Raw genomic sequence first — 19645 nt, forward strand, 5'->3', positions numbered from 1 at the left:
AGTTAATCAACTTCAAACTTTATATATTGTTAATTAATATTCTGAAACAGTATCGAAAAAAATGTTTTAATTTATAATGTCGACCTGCCAAAAATAGGATAGAGTATAATTTGTTAATAAATGACCAACGTGCTCACTCAGAATTAAAGACAGTTTTACAAATCTTTTATTTATTTAAAAAGTATTATATCCTAAAATATATTCTTTTTTAAGAAATGTAATAAGTATTTTATAGTAGGATAACTATAGTATGATTAATTCTCAGTTTTGAATTTGTCTTAAAATAATATTTTGATCTACAATGAAGATATAAATTATATTTTTACCTTAAAAAACAATAATAATAGACGGTAAATAGTTCAGAATACAAATTAAAACCAGAATATTTAATAATTTAGTTTTTAGATACCGAGTATCTAATTAGCAGGAATAAGCATTATTTTTAAGGCCAATATGTGTATGTTTTTGGGAAAATATACAGTCTAAATTGAATATTGACATTACTAATTATCCGATTGTAGATTGGTTTGAATTTTAAGACAGACTCTTAGAACTAGTTTGCTGTAGAATATTTGGATTATTACTTTGACACCAATACAGTATGGTAACTGATTTGATCATCGTAGTAAATAAAGCTGTGTTTGCGTCATAAACAACCATGCTTTAGAAAGAAGTATGATTTGTTGATTTAAAAAGGCAGTAAAAACATCCGAAGTTTCACTTTACATCCTAGCTGAAGTTAGGATATTTATGACTCTTCACTCCCGATATAGTAAACTAAAAGGAGAAAACAAAATGCAAAAATATGAATATGATCCCAAGTGGGTTATTAACAATGCGATTTCTAGCGAAAGAGAATTTTGTACCGGATATCAAAATCCCGGGGCTTCTGGGAATGGATATGTTACGACTATTAAGCTTTCAACTGGATTAGTTGATATAACTCCTTGGGAAAAAGTACAAGCCATGAGCGAACACGAAGTAATTAAATTTGATAGAGGGTGTTCCAATATTGTATCGTATGATAGATGTGAGTGTAACGATGCTTATATTGGTGCAATTAACATGTTGACTGCGTCATCTTTCAGTGGTTTACAAGGTGTTATATGGGGATATGATATAGCAGTTGTTGAAAACTTAAGAAGTAGAAAATTATATGATCAGAAATGGCCCTCTGGTGATCCAAATTCAGAATATTCAACTCCTGTATATAGTATTGAACCTCTATTAAATGCAACAGAAAGGCTTTTTGGTCATGCAGAGCCGGGTAAACGGCGTTTTAATCCAATTCCAGGTTCAATGGTTGTTTGTGCAAATAAGAGTGCTACAAGTGATCCTTCTTCTGATGTAAAAGAAGGATGGGCATTTTCAGTTATATCATTGGCTATTTTAGAAAATCGTAACTCTGGATCAAACTTGTTTATTGAAGATTGTGATATTATTGATATCAATAATCCCGATGGTACAAGAAAAACAAAAGAAGATGTAAAAGCAATGCTAGATACCACATTAAGAAAAGTAACTGAATGTACAGTTCTTTGTGGCCTTGATCAACATATAAAATATAAAGAGATATTCATCGGGTATAAAGTAATAAAATTTAATGAAAAACAGGTTGGGTGTGCATTAGCATGTGCTCCTTATGTGACGCTAGCAAGGAATGCCGTTCCGCAGGGAATGAAACCATCAAAATTAACTGACATGAATATTAGTCAGTGGGAAAATGCCCTTAACTTACAGCCGCTTGAAAAAATTGAAAAATCAAAGATTGGAATCTTAGGCATGGGAGTTTTAGACTAACCAACTTATTAGAAAATGAGCCTATCCCATAACTCAAAACTGCTTCTACGAATATGAAATTAAGAATAATCAATGAGTTTCTGATCACAGAAAATAGTTCTGAAATTCTTATCAGTTTTGATTATAAAGCTGGTTTTTTGGGGACAGTGTGCTAATATTTCTGTAAAATCACAAATATCAAGAAATTACTGGATAGAAAATTCCATATCGGAATGTCAACTTTCTCCATAGTACTCAAAAACTTGATTTCAAATTTACAGCAAATTTGAAACACTGCCGTTTTGGGATGAGCTCAATAACAATCTAGCCTGAAAATAAACATGATCGATATCCATTTTCATTAAGAAGTCATACCAAAAATCAAAATCATGCGTCTTCGGTTAAGTGAAGAATCGTGACAAATTGCGTCAATTTCCTCAACATTTGTCAAATATTTTACTAAATTATGAGCTGGAACAGTGTATCTATTTCATGTAAAGAGGTCAAAATTAGGGCCAGCTTCTAGTGCAAAATCGATATATTCAGGCAAGAAAATTCCTTAACCGATGACCAATGAAATCAAAATTAATTATCTAAATCCATATTCGGAATACTCAATTAATTGAGTGCAAAAAGAACCCGATCAGGCTGGCCCAAATCTCAGTTCTAAAAGGAGTTTTAGTATGTGCACAACAATAATCATTGGTAAGAAAGCATCCAAAGACGGTTCGGTAATCATTGCTCATTCTGACGATTTCTTAGGGGATGCAAGAGTTATTAGTGTTCCTTCATTTAACCTGGAAAATCGAAATGTGTATTATGATAATGCCTCTTTTGGACTCAATAAAGCATATAATTCTACTGAAATACGCAGGTATATAGGAAAAGACAGAGGAGAGGGGTATGATACGAAAGATTATACTTCAAGTAAACCTCTGGGAGTTATACCTGGTTTTGGTAAAGATACATATGCCTATTTTGATTATGAGTATGGAATAATTAATGAAAAAGGCTTAATGGTTGGTGAATGTACATGTGGGGCTAAAATACAGCCAGGGCCAGACCCAAAAAAAAGGATTTTTTATAGTTCGGAACTTTCTAGAGTAGCTTTAGAAAGATGCACAAAAGCACGGGAAGCAGTGGAATTAATAGGTAAATTAATTTTTGAATATGGTTATTATGGCACAGGTGAAACCTTATCACTTGGTGATGCCGACGAAGGCTGGGTCATGGAAATGTGCGCCTATGAAGAGGATGGTAATTCTGGTATCTGGGTAGCGCAACGTGTACCTGATGATGAGTTTTTTATTGCAGCCAATCAGTTTAGAATTAGGGATATTCACAAAAATAATGAAGACGATGGCAGTGATGAAAAGCTTTATTTCAATTCGTTAGATGAAAATGGAAACCTCAGAGACGATTTGTTATATTCTGCCAATCTTTTTAATGCTTGTCATAAAACAAATTGGATAGCTAGTGATGAAAAATGTATAGATTGGGCAGCAACTGTCAGCTATGGTGAGTATCTTCACCCCTATTATTCCTTACGTAGGGTATGGAGGGCTTTCTCTAAGGTTGCACCTTTATCGAATCTGCCTTCGAGAGTAACTGATGGATATACCAAAGATTATCCTTTTTCTTTAAAACCAGAGAACAAATTGTCAATATTGGATGTCGCCAATGTGTTTAGAGATTTCTATGAAGGAACAGAATTTGATCTAACGATAGGGCCCGCTTCAGGTCCTTTTAGGAATCCTATTAGATATCAAAATAATCCTGATCAAGGAGATACTTATGATTTAAACGTATACAAGCCTGAAGGAGCGTGGGAGCGCCCACTGTCGAATCATCAATGTGGCGTTTTGTGGATTAATCAAGCTATAAAAGCAAAGGGCAATACGGAAGCTGTTTGCTGGATTGGCTTAGATAGACCATTTGCTAATTGTTTAATGCCCTTTTATTGTAAAATGGATAAGCTACCTAAAGAATTACAAACTATGAATTTATTAGATTTTCAGTTTAATGGTGACAGTGCATGGTGGGCATTTAATTTTGTGTCAAATTTTGTAAACTTGAATTTTCTTTATATGATGCGGGAAGTAAAAGCATTGCAAGAAAGGTTTGAAACAAAAACGGAAAAGGATGTTATGGAAATACTTTCCAATGGAGATATGGATAAATTTGCCACCTATTGCACTGAAAATTTTCAAGAAGTAGTGAAACAATGGTGGAGTTTAGCCTCTTACCTAATTATCAAATACAGTAATGGTTGTATAACCACTGCTCCGGATTCAACTATGAAAAAAATTGATTATCCAAAAAATTGGCTAAAGGAAATTGGCTATTTTGATGGCCCTGTTGGATATTGATATACTTACATGTTTTCAAATTACAAACCTAAAATAAATTTGAAGAGGAAAGATTATGGAAGATCTAGTTTCACAAATAGTAGATCTGTGGACTGATATAAATCCTGTTGTTGGTTATACTAGTGGCCACTTGGAATCTTTGAGTAAACTATTCAAACAAACCATTGAAAACACGGAGATCATGCGTAACCGCATTCGGATTTTACGATCACAGTTGAATAACATTACTGACGAAGAGTTACGGCTAACAGCAGATGCTGTTTTGATATCACTCAAGACTCAGCTAGATATGTCTCGTCCCAGCGGTGCAGGTCCCTCCGGCACTGGTATGGGCGGTATTGGGGCTGCTGGAGATGGGGTCTTTTATATATTGCTCAAGAAAGATTACAATAAAGATTTCATTCCTACATATTTACAAGCAGTGGAAGAAATTGTGGAGTTAGAAACAGAAAGGTGGAAAGGGCAAGATTTTACTATTCTAGTTTGTAAAGAATGTCTTAACACAGCTACCTATTTGGAAGGTACATTAGAATCATTGAAAAAAGTACGTCCAGATGTGGATCAAGCAGTCAACAAAATCAACGTAGCTTTAGAAAAGTACAAGGATATTTTTCTTGTAGATAGTAGATTAAACTCTGACAGGTTTGATGATTATTGGCCATTGTTTCAAGAATGGGATGCAAATGCTGGACCAACTCAAGCGCTCGGATATCCAATGAGTTTGAAAAACTATTATCAATTGGATAAAAGTGCCGAAGAAATCGAAATCATGGCACAGAGTTGGTTAGATCTAGATATGGCAGTCACTATGGATATTACCCAGCGCTTAGCTATGCTTCCATTTGTCGGAAGTGAAGGAAATTTGCAAACTATTTGGGACAAAGTAACCAAGAAATATTCTGTGGATTTCGGCGAATATATGGAAAAAGTTGTCAATGCCTGTAATAACTATGGTGCTCGTTATATTATATTATTCAACAAGGATGATAAGGTAAATTTTGAACCTACTCCTGATTATCTGGTCAACTTGATAACCGGTGGAGGAGATTATGCTATCAATTATCTCAGTCCTAAAACAGCTTACTCCCAACTCTACCTCACTCAGTCAAAAAACACTTCTTTGCTGACGATGATCAATATTCTAGTACATGAAGCCTCTCATGGTTTCAACTTCGTTTTGTCGGCCAAATATGATAATTCACCATTGCTTAATCTTAACACTGCTTTAGAAGTACCAATGACAGAGGGAATGGCTTTTTATCGTGAATATCAATACTGGGCAGCAGCACGAAATCTTCTTGGTCAATCAAATCTGAACGAAGAACAGAAAGCATATTTATCTCTCTATGGTGATACACCCGAAGAACAAGAACAAGGGGTGCTGTGTGCACAGTTGGAAACTTATATTTGGCGTGTTATCCGATATATCAGGGCTCTTTGTGATGTAAAAGTTAACGGTGGTAAGATGACATATACAGATTTCATAAGCTGTGCAGCTCAAACTACTGGATTGTCAGAGGAGACTCTTCATGGAGAGTGTTTCACCTTATTAGCGTCCCCGGGTTATGCTCCATGTTATGCTTTAGGATGTGTATCCTATGCTTACTTCCAGAAAAAGGGTATCTCAAATGGGATCTCGGAAATAGATTTTAATACCTTTGCTTCCAGGCAAGGCTTTTATTCTTGGCCTCAAGGAAAGAAAATGCTGGATAAATATGTTTCCAAGCACCTTCGGTAAGTAAGAAAAAACTTGATGTAATTTATCTATCCAAGCAACAGATATATGAGCTGATCCTAAAACTTGAAATTACATTTCCTAGTGTCATGGAAATTTAATTATTGGGCATAATTTTTGATTTATTCTCCTCAACATGTAACGATTCAGAGTTACTATGTGACCAATAACTAAATTTTCTTGACACTAGTACCAGAATTTAGAACACCCAGTTGAGTTCCTAATTATGAAAATAGTTTTGAAACTATTATTTATGAGCCAATCCCAAAATCTATTTTATTCTAAATCATCCTGAGTTTTCAGGATCAGTGTATTGATCAGATATTCAACTGGCTGGTCCAAATACTAAATTCAAAAATCAAAAATTCAAAAATCAAATTTTTAGTTTTAGGATAGGCTCTATGTGAGTTTTAAATCGGTTTTGGGATGGGTTAAATAATAAGTTCAAAATAGTTACAAAGTCAAAAAAGAAAGTAAAAAATAAGCGAGCGATGATACCATAAGAAGTCATTTTTAATTTAGGTAAATATATTTAATTATTTATGAGTTTGAAGATGTTTACTACTTCTTATATTGCCACAGCTATATGTCGTTCCTGCAACAAAAACGCACATAAAATTTTTCGAATAACAGGCACAAAGAAATGAAAGATACGCGAGAAATGGAAATTAATAATAGGATCACGTTGAAGAAGATCAAAGACAAGATTAGGCAAGATAAAAAAACTGAACTATGAAATAGGTGTGGTGAAGGTGTTAGTGGAAAATTTTACTCTCAATGCTTCTTTCTAACAATATTGGAGACGTTATGACCTTTCATTAATACTATTTTTATAAACTCAGAGAAAAAAAGACCAATCATTGAGCTTGCCCGCAAAATGAAGTGAAGCCGACACACAAAAAACGGCTTGTCGGCTTGAGCCCTGTTAATTCATTGTTAAGACTGTGCTTCATTGTCTAATCCATGGCAACAATCATCAAGTAATCATATCAGAGCATTATGTCCGCAGCAGAGTGAATCCTCCAGAGATAGCTCCTCTGGCTTTCCAGACCCTTTCCGGCTGCTGCCCGGGCCCATAGGATCGGCATCTTTAGGTAAGCCGAATGATATGCCGGTCAGCGTTTCAACCTGTATTACCGGCACTTGCCAGGTCTTGAACTTATCGTCGAAGAACTCCCTGCTCTCCAAATAATTGAGATTGAACACATGACAGGCAACGAAGCCATTGAACTTTCCAGACTGGGAAAAAATGCGGTTGACAAATCGCACAAGTGGGGACGAATAGTAGAACAAAAAATCAAATTAAAAACGGTTTGTATTCGTATGTGACCTGCTTGTTATGAGCAAGTCACCCCATATACGATATTAGATATTATTCTTCTTTGATTGCTGCTTTGATTTCTTTTTGAGTTTCTGGATCATTTAATTGTTCATCAGTAACAGATCATTTATTTGTGTTCTTCTGTAAAATGAAGAACGTATAACCATATTCATCTGGGTGTTCTCTGAAGATCTTTATCTCTTTTCTGTTAAAACTAAGTATCGTTTCTGCATCGGTGTTTCCTTTATAGTTATCACTGATTTCATCAACTCTTTTTTCCAGATGGGAGTAAAAATCGTACCAGGTAGAAGCTGGCAGTTTAAAGCGGTCAATGAGATCATATCCTACTGCCATGATAACTTTTTCAGTGTCAGGTATGCTCTTGATATCAGGATAACAGTCCTGCCAGAATTGAAGCACTTCCGAAGAAGGTTCATCCGTGAACCATGTGCTTTCTGTCAGTGCTATATAACCCTCATCTTTCAGAAACTGTTTCCAGTAGTTAAGTCCTTTTTCAAAACCAATGACAAAGATAGAGCCCTCTGACCAGATGATGTCGAATTCTCCTGCTTCAAAAGGCAAGTCATCCATGGAAGCACAAACCGTGGTAATCCTGTCATCAAATCCTTCTTTAACTGCATTTTCCATCAGTTTATCCAGAAAAGGCTGGTAAATGTCAGTTGCAGTGATGTGACAGTCGTTGCAGATCTTTGCAAGATGTATTGTCTGCATACCCACACCGCAACCAATGTCAAGGATCTTAGTGCCTGCAGGAAGGGAAGAAAGCAAATTAAAGGCTTTTTCAGTACACTTGTTATTACCTGGACCCTGTCTGGGCAATCCATCAAATATCTCAAAAATTGGTGATTCTGCCATAAAATCCTCACAGAGATAATTTCTTAAATCTTTTGTGGTATCATGATAATGATTGTGTTTTCATCAATGTGTTTCTTAAGATTCTTCAAGTTCTCTGAGTTGATTCTGATTTGTTCTTCTGATTTCATCTCTCACACTTCCTTTATTATGGGGTTTTGGAAATGATGAATTATCAGCAATTTAGGTTTTGCACTTTATCTATTAAAGATACTTGAAAACTTAAGCTTACAAAAAAATCATCTTTTTCGATTTTGTAAAACTTCTCTCTCAACTGGCTTAGTTAAGTTAAATTAAAATAAAGAAACTAAAGGTTTTGCTTTAGTCTTACATTAGGTACATAAAATCCAATTTTTTATAAACTCTGAAAAAAAGACCAATCATTGAGCTTGCCCGCAAAATGAAGTGAAGCCGACACGCAAAAAACGACTTGTCGGCTTGATCCCTGTTAATTCATTGCTAATACTGTGCTTCATTGTCTAATCCGTGGCAACAACCTTCAATTAATCGTATCAGAGCATTATGTCCGCAGCAGAGTGAATCCTCCGTAGATAGCTCCTCTGGCTTTCCAGACCCTTTCCGGCTGCTGCCCGGGCCATAGGATCTGCATCTTTAGGTAAGCCGAATGATATGCCGGTCAGAGCCTCAACCTGAACTACCGGCACTTGCCAGGTCTTGAACTCATCGTCGAAGAACTCCCTGCTCTCCAAATAATTCTTCTGCGTGCGCAGGTAGGCAGTGGCGCCGAACTTCCCGTTCTTATTGACGAATACCACCACCTTCCAGAAATCGGCAGGCAGAAGGTACTCATTGCGGTAAATCATATCGTCTTCTCGGAAGACAGGACCGGTGAATACCGATATCTGCGCATTGGCATTATCTGCGGTTTTCAGTATGTAGTCTTCTACTTCAAGCCAATCATGCTGGTTGAGGCGCTTGTGCTGAGGCGAGCAGTTAGTAAAATGGAATGTATCCTCTCCTGCGTCCCTGGCATTTGGCCCCCAGCAGGGATCCAGCCGGCGAACCAGATGTCCGCGGTCAAGTGGATTGTCTGCATACAATTTGGGTCCAGCCTGATATTTCTGGTCGAGACGCGGATCAAAATACCATTTGTCGCGGATGCGTTTGATCTTCTCCAGCTTCTTACCGTCAATATTGGCAGCAGTATAGAAGGCCAGCCTTCGATCAGCATTCATCACAATAGAAAAGTGCAGATAGGTAAGAATCTTACCTCCATCCTTGAGCGTTGCAACTTTGGACTGGAGATTGTCGGCCAGTTTGGGAAGCGGCAGATGGTACAGGGAACCCAGGAAATCGGGGTTGTAGCCATCTGCCAGGCTGTAATGTTCCATGGGCAGTTTTCCCAGCTCCAGCTCCATTACTGCATTGGGTATGGGTTCTGGGGCGGTTATGATCGCAGGTCCGACCGGACCGGTGCCATGGCTGCGAAGCCTTCTCAGAGCTTCGGCCGCCATCGGCTCGTTCTCACTGCGCGACTCCAGTGCCTTGAAGATGCGGCTGATGCGCACACCCTCATTGGCCACCCAGGCAATGGTACTGGGATCGTCGATGCCTTCTTGATAGGGCTGACCGTCTGTCTTGAGGATGTTACCCTGAGCATCTTTCATCGGCACTCCTGAGTGGTGCAGGCCCACAACCAGCCACTGATCGTTAAATACGGGCGAGCCTGAGGCTCCGCATTGAGTGTCAGTCAGATAGTACAGCCAGTTGTCAAAGATATCTACAACTTCGTTCTCCCGCAGGCAGAAATTTTTGAGACCACCATCAGGATGCTGAATAATGGAGACGTATTCGCCGGTCCGGACCTTGCCGGTGTCTTCCACGAGACGAAGTAATCCGTAATCGGTAAGCTCTGTCCCTTCTGTGGCAATGGGAGCCACGGATACAAATGTGAAGTCCATGTCCGGATCGGTGACGAAGAGCTCGTCGGGTCGCAGATCGAAGGATTTTGACGTCTTTTTTCGACCGTTTATACCTTGTTCAAATTCGAACTCTGCAAAACTCTTCCTTGCCAGCTCTGCTGTATCGAGGACATGATTATTCGTTAGCAGCAGATTTGGGCCGACAAGAAAACCTGTGCCGTAACCCTCTGGTCTGCCGAAGAGGTTCACGACCTGTATCCTGCAAACTGGTCTGGCCGCGAGCAGTCCAAGTTCCAGATAGGAGATGTTGACAAGATCACTCTTTCCCATGATCCTTTCAAGGGCCAGGTTATCACCTGGTTCAAGAAAGATCAGTCGTCTCTCTATGGGTTGTGCCTCTGTCAAGGGACTGATGATTTCGCGCCTGAATCTTTCGCCTGGCTGCTCCACTTCAGCGGCTTTCTGTCGTATATAATACCTTTCAGAGGCTTTTCTCTGTTGCTCTTCTCGGGCATTTTTAAGCATATCTTTCCCCCATCATAACCCAACAGTTCCCAATAGTTTGAAATAATCATAACTTGAGGAAACAGGCTTTAAGTTTTGGAATAATCCTGTTAATATATTTTAAATATTATATTTGGAAATGAATAATACAATATCCAATTTATAGTATTTTTACACATAATCCAATATAATTTTAGATATAATGAATATAATTATTTGGAATTTTAGATTAGTATTAAACTTTTGTTTTATTTTAGACTACTTAGATTAATTCCTGGACATGTGCTCTTTCGGGATAAAGAACTGCGTCTTCCTTTCATATATCCCGGAAGCCTCTCGATGTCACAGACATAAATCATTAAAAAAATAATCAAACAGTTATACGGGAAGCGCTGACGTAGAGTAGTCATTTTACTTATTGTAATTATCTTTAAGGTCTTACTGGATATATCTGGTCATCTGGCTACGAACGATGGTCTGAACCTTCGTATGAGAAATTTTATAAATAAGTTAAAATAAAAGTGATTTTGGAATATATATTGGGGAAACCATCTTTGCACTAATGTGCAAAAAATTTTTACTTATATTATTGAACAAAAATGCTAAATGAGAATTAATTTTAGATAAGTTAACTTTATAAAAATCAGTAATGTAGTTTATTCACAGTTTTGTATACTTTTTTAGCGTTGTGTATATCCCAAAATCTTAGTGCAAAGTACGTATTTGAACCTATGAACCCTATCAATCCTGGATCCTCAGCATAATTCTATTTTGAAAACTAGTGCATCAATTCTCAAATACATGCATAATAAGAAAATTACAGCTTATGACGCAAATATTGACACAAATATTATTATAAAGTCACATGGTATTCTGTAACACGGAAAAAGCAGCCGGTTGCAGAGTGATTCGATCTGGTTTTCAAAAAGTTCATTTTGGACATACAGTTCATTTTGGACATACTTTAGAATCGATGCACTAGTAATTAAAAAGAGAATAATCGAATGTGACTCTCTCAATATATCTAATTCAGCTAATAGAAAGCCAGACTTTTTTTCTCTGTAGAGCATCTGGAGTATTTCGGGGTTTTAACTATACCTTCCCTCAAGCACATCCCTGATCGTCTTTACGGTCATGGCCCCTGTGGTTCCTTTCATATTATGGGGTGGCCATTCTCCTGACTTTATTTCTTCGGAATTTTCATCGTGTTCGTCTTCGAGGAGCAGGATGACCTTTATGTCTTCAGGAATATCGTCGACCATTTTTGCTCCGCATCCCGTAAGTTCGCTAAAGGCTTCTCTTCCTTTTTCTTCATCAAAAGGCGCAGTACAACCTTTTACGATATTTGTTCGAAAGCCTCTTTCAAGGAAACCAAGGCTATTAACGTATATGCAGACCTCCTCAACCAGGCCTGTCATGAATACTTCATCGATTCCCAGCTCTGCAGCTTTCAGTTCGAGTTCGGGGTTCATAAAGGCGTTTAGGTGATCTTTCGGAATCCTGATAACACTGACTGTCCCCCCTTTTACTACCTTTATTATTAGCCTGGCTATTTTGTCAACAATTGCCTTTGCCATAGGGGCTACAAGTTTTCCCTCATATAACGTTCCTTCATGTTCGTAGGTCTCATATACGAAATCGTTAGTCATATCTATAATAACCAGAGCTTTCAAGGTTTCACCGTTCCTCTTTGATTTCATTCCACATTTATTTTTATCGATCCTACTTTTAATTTATTATGAATTAGCATAAACCTGTTCCTGATTGTTTCATTTCCATCTGTTTTTAATCTGGCTTGGTAAAACTTAGGAGGTTTTTCAGCTCTAAAACTAACTGAGCTTTGACAAAACTAGCTCTAAAACTAACTGAGCTTTGACAAAACTAGCTCTAAAACTAACTGAGCTCTGACAAAACTAAATTTCCTTTCAGATTTTATTCTTTACATCACAAAGTAAGGCCGAAAATATTCTCTTAAATGTCGGGTCATCATGCAGGGTTATACCATAGTAGACAGGCGTTATAAGCCCTACTGCAAGGCAGATTATATAAAAATTTACAGAGAATACTTTAAGCAAAATTAACGGTAGCAAAACGATGGTGCTAATTGTCATACACTTAGCAAACATTTTGGTACTTTCTATTTTGTTAATTCCTGCAAGGTTCAACAAATATGAATTATTCCAGATCCAGAACAAAACTCCTGTAAAACTGAACAGGCCAAGGGCAAACTCAGGACTTCCGTAAGTTCCTCCTATAACCAGTGCTATGACTCTTGAGATTAATAGAGTTATACTGAATGTAAACCAGACTCCTTGCTTATCAAATACCATGTAGAGAGATGAAATCGGTTGGGATATGAAGACAAGAAATATCCATGGAACAAGAATTTTTATATATATCCCTGAAATGTACCAGCTCTCTCCATAAATAAACGTAAATATCTCTTTTCCTAGAATCAGCAAGAGTATCGTCGGGAATACTCCTATTAAAATTAGCTTTTTGTAAACTTCTCCAACTATGTCTTTCATACCTCCAGGTTCATTACCATTTTTCACTGCACTAATTTTCTGGAAAAAAACCTGTTCTATAGCTGCTCCTAAAAATCCCAACGGAATATTTAATATCTGATTTGCAAGAAAAAAATATCCTACAATGCTCGTCCCATAATAATGTCCAAGCAAAAGGGTCGGTATCTGTAATGAAATAGTGTTTGTAAGAGTAGATGAGGAATTGAATAATGGAAAATCTTTATATTGAATAGCCATTTCTTTTACTTTTTTCAGTGAGACTTTTTTGAAGATCCTTAAATCTTCCCTTATGCCTTTTAGCATGAAAAGGTCTGCATTTCCATATCCCGCAATAGATCCTACTATCAGGCCTAACGGAGAGGCATTCCATATAGGGATAGCTAACTGGAGTGCTCCGGTTGAAACAGAATTTATCACTTTGGACCCAGCTATGACTCCAAAACTGGTCTTTCTTGAAAGCCAGTAGTTCTGCGTGAGAAAAATGCCGTTTAAAAATATTATTGCTGGAATATAAATTAAATACTTTGAGATTTCCGGAGCATTAAATAAATAACCAACATATTTTGGGAAAAACAACATTATTAAGGCTGTTATTAAAGATGTAAGAGTTACCAGTATTGCGCAGAGACAAGCAAGGTTTGCAGAATCTTCCTCTGTTTTCGGCAACATGATCGCAAATTGATAGGAAAAAGTAGAGAAAATTATCAGTACGCTTGAAATTGAAAGAATAAGATGAGAAATTCCGATATCTTCAGGATTATAAATTTTAACGGCTAAAAATACAGAAATTATGCTCAGGAACTGTGCAGTGATATTTCCAGATATGAGTTTTAGTATATCGGCAATAAAAGACGTTTTTTTAGGTTCTGACCTTAAACCTCCATTCCTTCCCCTTATTTCATCCAGAGTATCAAGCTCAATTTTTCCGATATCAGAGTATTGTCGGCCTTCAAATGCTCCGGTGTTAGGGCACCAGCCCATTAGTTTTTTAACATATTCGAGAGTGATAGTCATACTACGCTCCCGGACTTGCAATGTATATCTCTGGTATGTAAAGTCTATTGATAAGCACACTCTTGTTATTTTTATTTTCCCGGTAAATATCTTTAAGGAAATACAAGAAAGCTGTCAAACATAGGAGCGCTGTTAAACATAGGAAAGCTGCCAAACATAGGAGCACTGTCAAACATAGGAAAGCTGTCAAACAAAAGCCGCAAATCAACATCAACTTTACTTTCCATTTATGCCATGAACATAAGCTAGTAAAGAATGTTGGGGAGTGCATTAATGGAGAGTTAATTGAGTCAAGCTTGAAATAGTAAGCCAAGGCTACACCTCATTTTCCTTTCAGAATTCAGGTCTGTTCTACCAATTCCTTTAATTTTCGAAATAATTCGTCAGCTAGTTTTGTTGGATCTTCCGTACTCTGAAGTTTGAGATTCATTTCTTCTGCAAAGTCCCAGAGCAGTTCAATGCATTCCCTATATCTTTCACAAGATCCGCATTCTCCTTCGTGTTCATACCAGACCTGCATCCCGTGTTTTGCCGAAACAAAAATTATTGCGTTGACCTTGAAGGGAATGGATCTTCCGAAGAGTATCCCTTTCTTTGAGTCCAATTTATCTACTTCGATTCTGTTTGCACTGGCCATCTCAAGCAGGGTTTCTTCAATACGCTTATCCATACTGAGGAGCGCTCTTGAGACCGCCTGCCTCGAGATCCTAAATTGTTTTGCAATATTAATGTTCGGGAGTCCATTACGGCGCAAGACCCAGAATTTGAATTGTTTTTCATCTACTGGAAGGAACATGTGTAAACGTACCAAAATTGACAATATATAATTTTCTATTTTAGAAGTTTTTAAATTATTCCAAGAATTATACATTTGAAATGAAAAACAGTAATTGGCATTGCTAGCACGAATATTTCCCTTTGCTTACAGCGGATAAGGCCACATGATCTTGTTTTTTATTTTTAATATCAATATTACATTTTTATCATTACTTTTGCAGGAATTTTATTTATCGTTGCCTTTGCAGGAATTTTTTTATATACATATGAACTTTGTTTATAAAGATGCAATTTTGGTCGATAAATCTGGAGAGTTACTTGAAAATACAGATGTCTTGTTATAGAGTTTATAGTACTCACCCTTTAACTCAAGCAACTCATCGTGTTTTCCACTCTCAACAATCTCTCCGTTTTTCAGCACATAAATTGCATCCGCATTTTTTACCGTAGACAAACGGTGTGCGATGGTTATTACTGTCATATCCTTTGAGATTCTATCAATTGATTCCATTACGCGCTGCTCAGCTATGTTATCAAGTGAACTTGTTGCTTCATCTAAAAGCAAAATTTCAGGTTTTCGCAAGATTATCCGTGCGATTGCAATACGTTGCCGTTGCCCTCCAGACAGTTTGATGCCCTGGTCACCAATAATTGTATCGTAGCCTTCAGAGGTCGCCATAATAAATTCATGAGCATCGGCAAGTTTTGCAGCTTCGATGATTTCATCATCGTTGCAGTCTAGACCAAATCGGATATTCTCTTTAATGGAATCGTGATAAATAAATGTCTCCTGCCCAAGGTATCCGAGTCTCTTTAAATAATCTGAATGATTGAATTCGTTAAGATTTACTCCATCGACGAGGATTTCTCCGGACGTTGGCCTGTACAAAAGTGCCAATAAATTTGCAACTGTAGTTTTTCCAGCGCCAGAATTACCGACGATTGCAGTCTTTGTGCTTTTTTTAATTGTAAACGACAAGTTGTTAATGGTATATTTTTGAGTGTCACGGTATCTGAAAAACACGTTTTTAAAAATGATTGATTCTTGAAACAGAAATTCTCGCTTCGGCACAGTATTTAAATGAACATTCTTATTATTTTTATCCTGCAGAAAGTTATATACTGCTTCAATTGCAGGAAACTGCTGTACTATTACACCAAATTGTGACTGGCAAGCGTTTAGAGCAGGTATTGTCCTGTAAAGAGCAAGCAGGAACGTCCCAAATATTCCTATGTATGGTAAAAAATGACCATCAGTCAAATAGTAAAGCCCTGCAGCGCCAAGTGAAATTATCAGAAAGATCAGCAGGTTATTTGCTGCGCCTGGAAGTCGTTGAAGAATCATAGCAAATACATAACTTTTTCTAATATTATCTACTGCCTTATTATAATTCCCGGCCCAGAAATCGATTGAATCAGTAATAAATATTGTTTTAATTCCTGAAATAAATTCGTTATATATGACGGATTTTGCGCGTGCGGAGTGGTTTAAAACTAATGAATGCTTGTAAACTCTTGAAAAAATAACGTTTTTCATAAGAAAAACATAGATGGCTCCAAAAATTAGAATAAAAGTACTGATCTTGGAGGATAGAATAAAAATAAACGAGAGATAGAACAAACAAAGCAACAGATTCTGAAAAAAGCCTACAACGTTAAAAACAGCAAGTCCTGTTTGTTCTACTGCTTGTTGCCCAATATATAAAATATCACCCTGCTTATGACTGGCAAAATATTCATATGGCTGTTTTCTCAGGGTATTAAAAACCAGGCGATCAGTTGTATCCCTTACAGTAGCAAATGTCTTACTTCCAAGATACGAGACACCTACTTCTACTCCTGCACTAATTATACTTACGATAGCAAGTACAATAGCAGATACAAGAAATGGATTAAGATCTCCATAGGTATATGATTGATAAATTCTATCAATAAAATTAGAACTCTGATTGATATCGAGTCCATAGTTAATAATTGGATAGATAAGAAATACTCTGAGAACATCCAAAAAGCTGAAAACTAGAAGACTTATAAGATAGATGCCTAACAGTTTTCGATGTGGTCTAAACAGAAAATAGAGTATTTGAAGCGAACTATTATTATTGGTCATTGAAACAAATTCCTTAGAGCGTTTCTGAAATTACATATTTTTCACTTTTTAAAGTTTAACATACTCCAATAATCAAACATTATCTGAACCATGAAGAAATATTAATTCTTGAAGTCAGTTTAATCTAGGACTCAAATCTAGGACAAAGCTCTAACTGTTTTTTATTTACCGACGGAGTGAGTGTAAATGTATGAATGTTGACTATATATATTTATTTGTTATTCCATTATGTATAAAAATTAGCTTATTTCTTATTTCCTCTTTCGTTTCATAATTATATGTAGAAAAATACAATCCGAAATAAACTCTAGCGAGCCAGCTAAAGCAGGAAATCAGTAAAAATATTGAGTCAGTAAACCTCAAGTCATAAGACATTAGAGATTAAATACATCAGAGATTAAGTACATCAGAGATTGTGGTAAAATCTTGTAAATTTTAAACTGTTTTATCCTATTTTGAGCTTTTAAACAACTTTTGAATAGAGTTAAAAGGACATCTTTTTTAAGTTAAGTACTCATCTGTTTATAAAATAGTTATAAGTTAAATACGCTATATTGTACATATAAAATTATTATGGATTACAAGACCAGATTAGGAATTAAAAATATGTTATTGCTAGGCATAACAACCTTTGACCCGAAGAATACTATAGAGCTGTTTAAGCGATGGGAACAGGTCGAAAATAAGGTTTTTCCAGATGGGTTGAAGATTATTAATCAGTGGTTTGATGCAGGAGGATGACGTGTAATAACTCTATTTGACGTAGAAACCGTCAAAGATTATCTGGCTTATAATTTGCCATTTACTGATTTATGCCAGATTGACGTGTTTCCTGTCATAAGGCCGAAGATTTTAAAAATTCCACAATATACTAGATGAAAAAAATTGAGCAGTTCAGCTAATTATCTGTAAAATACAAATATTCTTTGAAATACAGATATTCTTTGAAATACAGATATTCTTTGAGCTCATCCCAAAACCAGTTTTATCCCCACATCAATAAGAGTATCAGAATCTTTTTTCAGGATCGGAAGCTCTATTAATAATCCGGAATATGATAGTCAGAGAAACAATTTTGAGTTTTGTGATCCGTTATTTATTTCATTTGAATACCCCGCTAGCTTGCAGGCTGTCCGACAATTGTTGGTAGTAATAAAAAAGTGCTAAAAAGAAAGCAAATAAGGCCTTTAAATCAAAAAAGGAATTCTTTTATTACCGAAAGTAGTTGTCGGACAGCCTCCTTGCAGCAGGGTGCGTCAGCGCAACTTTGATTTTTCTTTACCGGCTGCCCTGACATTTTATCTTCCGGGCACTTTGACTTTTTATTTTCCGGATCTTTGACTTTCCTATTTTCCGGGCAAAAAGAGAGCTCTTTGACTTCCCTATTTATTATGTCTTTTATCCTTTTATTTTCCTGATGTCTTGACATTTTATTTTCAGCACACTATTACCTTCTTTTTTTCGAATACTCCAATTCTTTGCCTGAGTTCTGTGAGTTGATGCTACACCAAGGAGTTGATACTGTGTTGAGAGGAAAATGTCGTTTTCTTAGCTTAAGGTGGCAGAGAACCGTAGAGGTAAAAAGTAATTCTCAGAATCCGATCCAATCGATCCTGTCAGGCTTCCGTGGAATCGAAAGCAAATTCCGCGTAAACCGGGTAGTGGTCCGAAACAGCATTCGTTTCTTCTGAAGTCAGGTTATATTTAAGGTCATATCTGAACAAGCCACTGTTTCCTGTAAAATAAGATTCCATATCTTCGGTAATTATTATTCTATCATAGGTGCAGTTTGTGTCTCCAGTTGTGGTGTCCATGCTGTTATCTATCAGCCAGCAGTACTCTCCACAGCTCAGGGAATTTGCTTTATTCTCATCAAAATAAGAGCCATCTGCATTCAGGTCACCCATAATAACGAAGTTATCCTCCACAGGGCAAGTTTGTCTGGTGCTATCAAGAACAGTTGAAAGAGAATTAATTTCTTCGGTGGCTTCGTCCGGGTCGGTATGAACAGTTATCAGAACAAGGTTGAGGGTTTCGTTCCTATCCTCAAAAGTTGCTATATAAGGCTGCCTGTGGAATGGATCAGTTCCTTCGGGTTTGGAATAAGTATAAGGTTCACCTTCCAGCTTTACCCGGTCACTGTCATAAATATATGCATATTGTTCTTTGCTTGAAGTCCTGCCAAGCCTCTCGCTAACGACATAGGAATAATTAGCCCTTTCACTGTTCACAACCTTTATCAGCGCAGGAAGAGCAGTCTGGGAACTGTCCCGGATTTCCTGTACTGCAACAATATCGTAAGTGCGGAGAACTTTTGCAAGCGTATTCATTATCTTGGGATTTGAAGCTTTTTTGACCCCAAAGACCTGAATATTAAAAGCCCCAATCCTGAGGGTTTCCTCCTGGGAACCATTATCATGAGATGATAAAGAAGTTCCGTTTACCGCAACCAACCCTGATTGGTTTTCTGTAACAGTTTCTTCGGCATAAGGAGTAATCACGCTAGAATCCTCAGCTTCGGCATGGATAACCCTACTTGAACCCTCAGATGACTGAGAAGGATTTTCCGCTGCATCTGAAACTCTTGATAAATATCCTGAGTCCGAATTTTCTGCAGAATCGACATTCATTTGCTCAGTAGAGTCTATACATCCTGGCAAAAATACGAAAATTACCGCAAGGTAAATTAAAAACTTGTGATGTAATTTAGAATCCATGTTTCACCTCTTATTCAGGCTTTGAGAACCTTACA

14 protein-coding genes are annotated in these 19645 nt (G+C 36.9%); 5 read left to right on the forward strand and 9 right to left on the reverse strand.

Annotated features, from left to right (window positions below):
- The first annotated feature begins 795 nt into the window (after positions 1-795).
- From MSBRW_RS09330 to MSBRW_RS09340, 3 genes are all read left to right on the forward strand, one after another.
- A complete protein-coding gene (locus tag MSBRW_RS09330) occupies positions 796-1800 on the forward strand; it encodes a histidine decarboxylase, pyruvoyl type (RefSeq protein WP_048102954.1) in 1005 nt (334 codons plus the stop codon).
- Positions 1801-2462: 662 nt separating this feature from the next.
- Entirely contained in the window at positions 2463-4148 is a 1686-nt protein-coding gene (locus MSBRW_RS09335) for a dipeptidase (protein WP_011307913.1), read from the forward strand.
- Positions 4149-4203: 55 nt separating this feature from the next.
- Positions 4204-5886: a DUF885 domain-containing protein gene (locus tag MSBRW_RS09340; RefSeq protein ID WP_011307912.1), complete on the forward strand. Its 1683-nt coding sequence runs from the start codon at positions 4204-4206 to the stop codon at positions 5884-5886.
- 981 nt (positions 5887-6867) lie between these two features.
- Here MSBRW_RS09340 and MSBRW_RS23385 read toward each other — a convergent pair.
- On the reverse strand, positions 6868-7026 hold the full coding sequence (locus MSBRW_RS23385; protein WP_230670059.1) for a hypothetical protein: 159 nt from the start codon (positions 7024-7026) through the stop codon (positions 6868-6870).
- Between MSBRW_RS23385 and MSBRW_RS23390 the strand changes: the two genes are divergently transcribed.
- Positions 7027-7212, forward strand: a complete 186-nt coding sequence (locus tag MSBRW_RS23390) for a hypothetical protein (protein ID WP_048102952.1) — start codon at positions 7027-7029, stop codon at positions 7210-7212.
- Positions 7213-7327: 115 nt separating this feature from the next.
- Here the strand turns inward: MSBRW_RS23390 and MSBRW_RS09350 are convergent, their stop codons facing one another.
- The 6 genes from MSBRW_RS09350 to MSBRW_RS09375 all read right to left on the reverse strand — a co-directional run bounded on the left by MSBRW_RS09350 (position 7328) and on the right by MSBRW_RS09375 (position 16791).
- A complete protein-coding gene (locus tag MSBRW_RS09350) occupies positions 7328-8080 on the reverse strand; it encodes a class I SAM-dependent methyltransferase (protein WP_011307911.1) in 753 nt (250 codons plus the stop codon).
- 509 nt (positions 8081-8589) lie between these two features.
- Positions 8590-10485, reverse strand: coding sequence for a DNA/RNA non-specific endonuclease (locus MSBRW_RS09355; protein WP_011307910.1), 1896 nt, complete (start codon positions 10483-10485; stop codon positions 8590-8592).
- A 1067-nt stretch (positions 10486-11552) separates the two neighbouring features.
- On the reverse strand, positions 11553-12164 hold the full coding sequence (locus MSBRW_RS09360; RefSeq protein WP_011307909.1) for a cysteine hydrolase family protein: 612 nt from the start codon (positions 12162-12164) through the stop codon (positions 11553-11555).
- Between the two features lie 225 nt (positions 12165-12389).
- Positions 12390-14006, reverse strand: coding sequence for a lipopolysaccharide biosynthesis protein (locus MSBRW_RS09365; protein WP_011307908.1), 1617 nt, complete (start codon positions 14004-14006; stop codon positions 12390-12392).
- Positions 14007-14346: 340 nt separating this feature from the next.
- Positions 14347-14802 carry a hypothetical protein gene (locus MSBRW_RS09370; RefSeq protein WP_048102950.1) on the reverse strand — a complete coding sequence of 152 codons (456 nt, stop codon included), beginning with the start codon at positions 14800-14802 and terminating at the stop codon, positions 14347-14349.
- A gap of 258 nt (positions 14803-15060) precedes the next feature.
- Positions 15061-16791, reverse strand: a complete 1731-nt coding sequence (locus MSBRW_RS09375) for an ABC transporter ATP-binding protein (protein ID WP_230670061.1) — start codon at positions 16789-16791, stop codon at positions 15061-15063.
- A gap of 708 nt (positions 16792-17499) precedes the next feature.
- Here MSBRW_RS09375 and MSBRW_RS23865 point away from each other — a divergent pair.
- Positions 17500-17634: a hypothetical protein gene (locus MSBRW_RS23865; protein ID WP_268990299.1), complete on the forward strand. Its 135-nt coding sequence runs from the start codon at positions 17500-17502 to the stop codon at positions 17632-17634.
- 451 nt (positions 17635-18085) lie between these two features.
- On the opposite strand, the gene MSBRW_RS09380 is transcribed toward MSBRW_RS23865, so the two are convergent.
- Together MSBRW_RS09380 and MSBRW_RS09385 are read right to left on the reverse strand one after the other, a co-directional pair.
- On the reverse strand, positions 18086-18322 hold the full coding sequence (locus tag MSBRW_RS09380; protein ID WP_048102949.1) for a hypothetical protein: 237 nt from the start codon (positions 18320-18322) through the stop codon (positions 18086-18088).
- Positions 18323-18509: 187 nt separating this feature from the next.
- Positions 18510-19610 carry an exonuclease/endonuclease/phosphatase family protein gene (locus tag MSBRW_RS09385; protein WP_052305912.1) on the reverse strand — a complete coding sequence of 367 codons (1101 nt, stop codon included), beginning with the start codon at positions 19608-19610 and terminating at the stop codon, positions 18510-18512.
- Between the last annotated feature and the right edge of the window lie 35 nt (positions 19611-19645).

Origin of the sequence: Methanosarcina barkeri str. Wiesmoor, assembly GCF_000969985.1 — an archaeon.
Lineage (GTDB): Archaea > Halobacteriota > Methanosarcinia > Methanosarcinales > Methanosarcinaceae > Methanosarcina > Methanosarcina barkeri_B.

What these genes read in the sequence shown, in the direction of transcription:
- MSBRW_RS09330 (WP_048102954.1), top strand. Translation starts at nt 796, where the DNA reads ATGCAAAAATATGAATATGATCCCAAGTGGGTTATTAACAATGCGATT.
- MSBRW_RS09335 (WP_011307913.1), top strand. Translation starts at nt 2,463, where the DNA reads ATGTGCACAACAATAATCATTGGTAAGAAAGCATCCAAAGACGGTTCG.
- MSBRW_RS09340 (WP_011307912.1), top strand. Translation starts at nt 4,204, where the DNA reads ATGGAAGATCTAGTTTCACAAATAGTAGATCTGTGGACTGATATAAAT.
- MSBRW_RS09350 (WP_011307911.1), bottom strand. Translation starts at nt 8,080, where the DNA reads ATGGCAGAATCACCAATTTTTGAGATATTTGATGGATTGCCCAGACAG.
- MSBRW_RS09355 (WP_011307910.1), bottom strand. Translation starts at nt 10,485, where the DNA reads ATGCTTAAAAATGCCCGAGAAGAGCAACAGAGAAAAGCCTCTGAAAGG.
- MSBRW_RS09360 (WP_011307909.1), bottom strand. Translation starts at nt 12,164, where the DNA reads ATGAAATCAAAGAGGAACGGTGAAACCTTGAAAGCTCTGGTTATTATA.
- MSBRW_RS09365 (WP_011307908.1), bottom strand. Translation starts at nt 14,006, where the DNA reads ATGACTATCACTCTCGAATATGTTAAAAAACTAATGGGCTGGTGCCCT.
- MSBRW_RS09370 (WP_048102950.1), bottom strand. Translation starts at nt 14,802, where the DNA reads ATGTTCCTTCCAGTAGATGAAAAACAATTCAAATTCTGGGTCTTGCGC.
- MSBRW_RS23865 (WP_268990299.1), top strand. Translation starts at nt 17,500, where the DNA reads ATGTTATTGCTAGGCATAACAACCTTTGACCCGAAGAATACTATAGAG.
- MSBRW_RS09380 (WP_048102949.1), bottom strand. Translation starts at nt 18,322, where the DNA reads ATGTCAAGACATCAGGAAAATAAAAGGATAAAAGACATAATAAATAGG.
- MSBRW_RS09385 (WP_052305912.1), bottom strand. Translation starts at nt 19,610, where the DNA reads ATGGATTCTAAATTACATCACAAGTTTTTAATTTACCTTGCGGTAATT.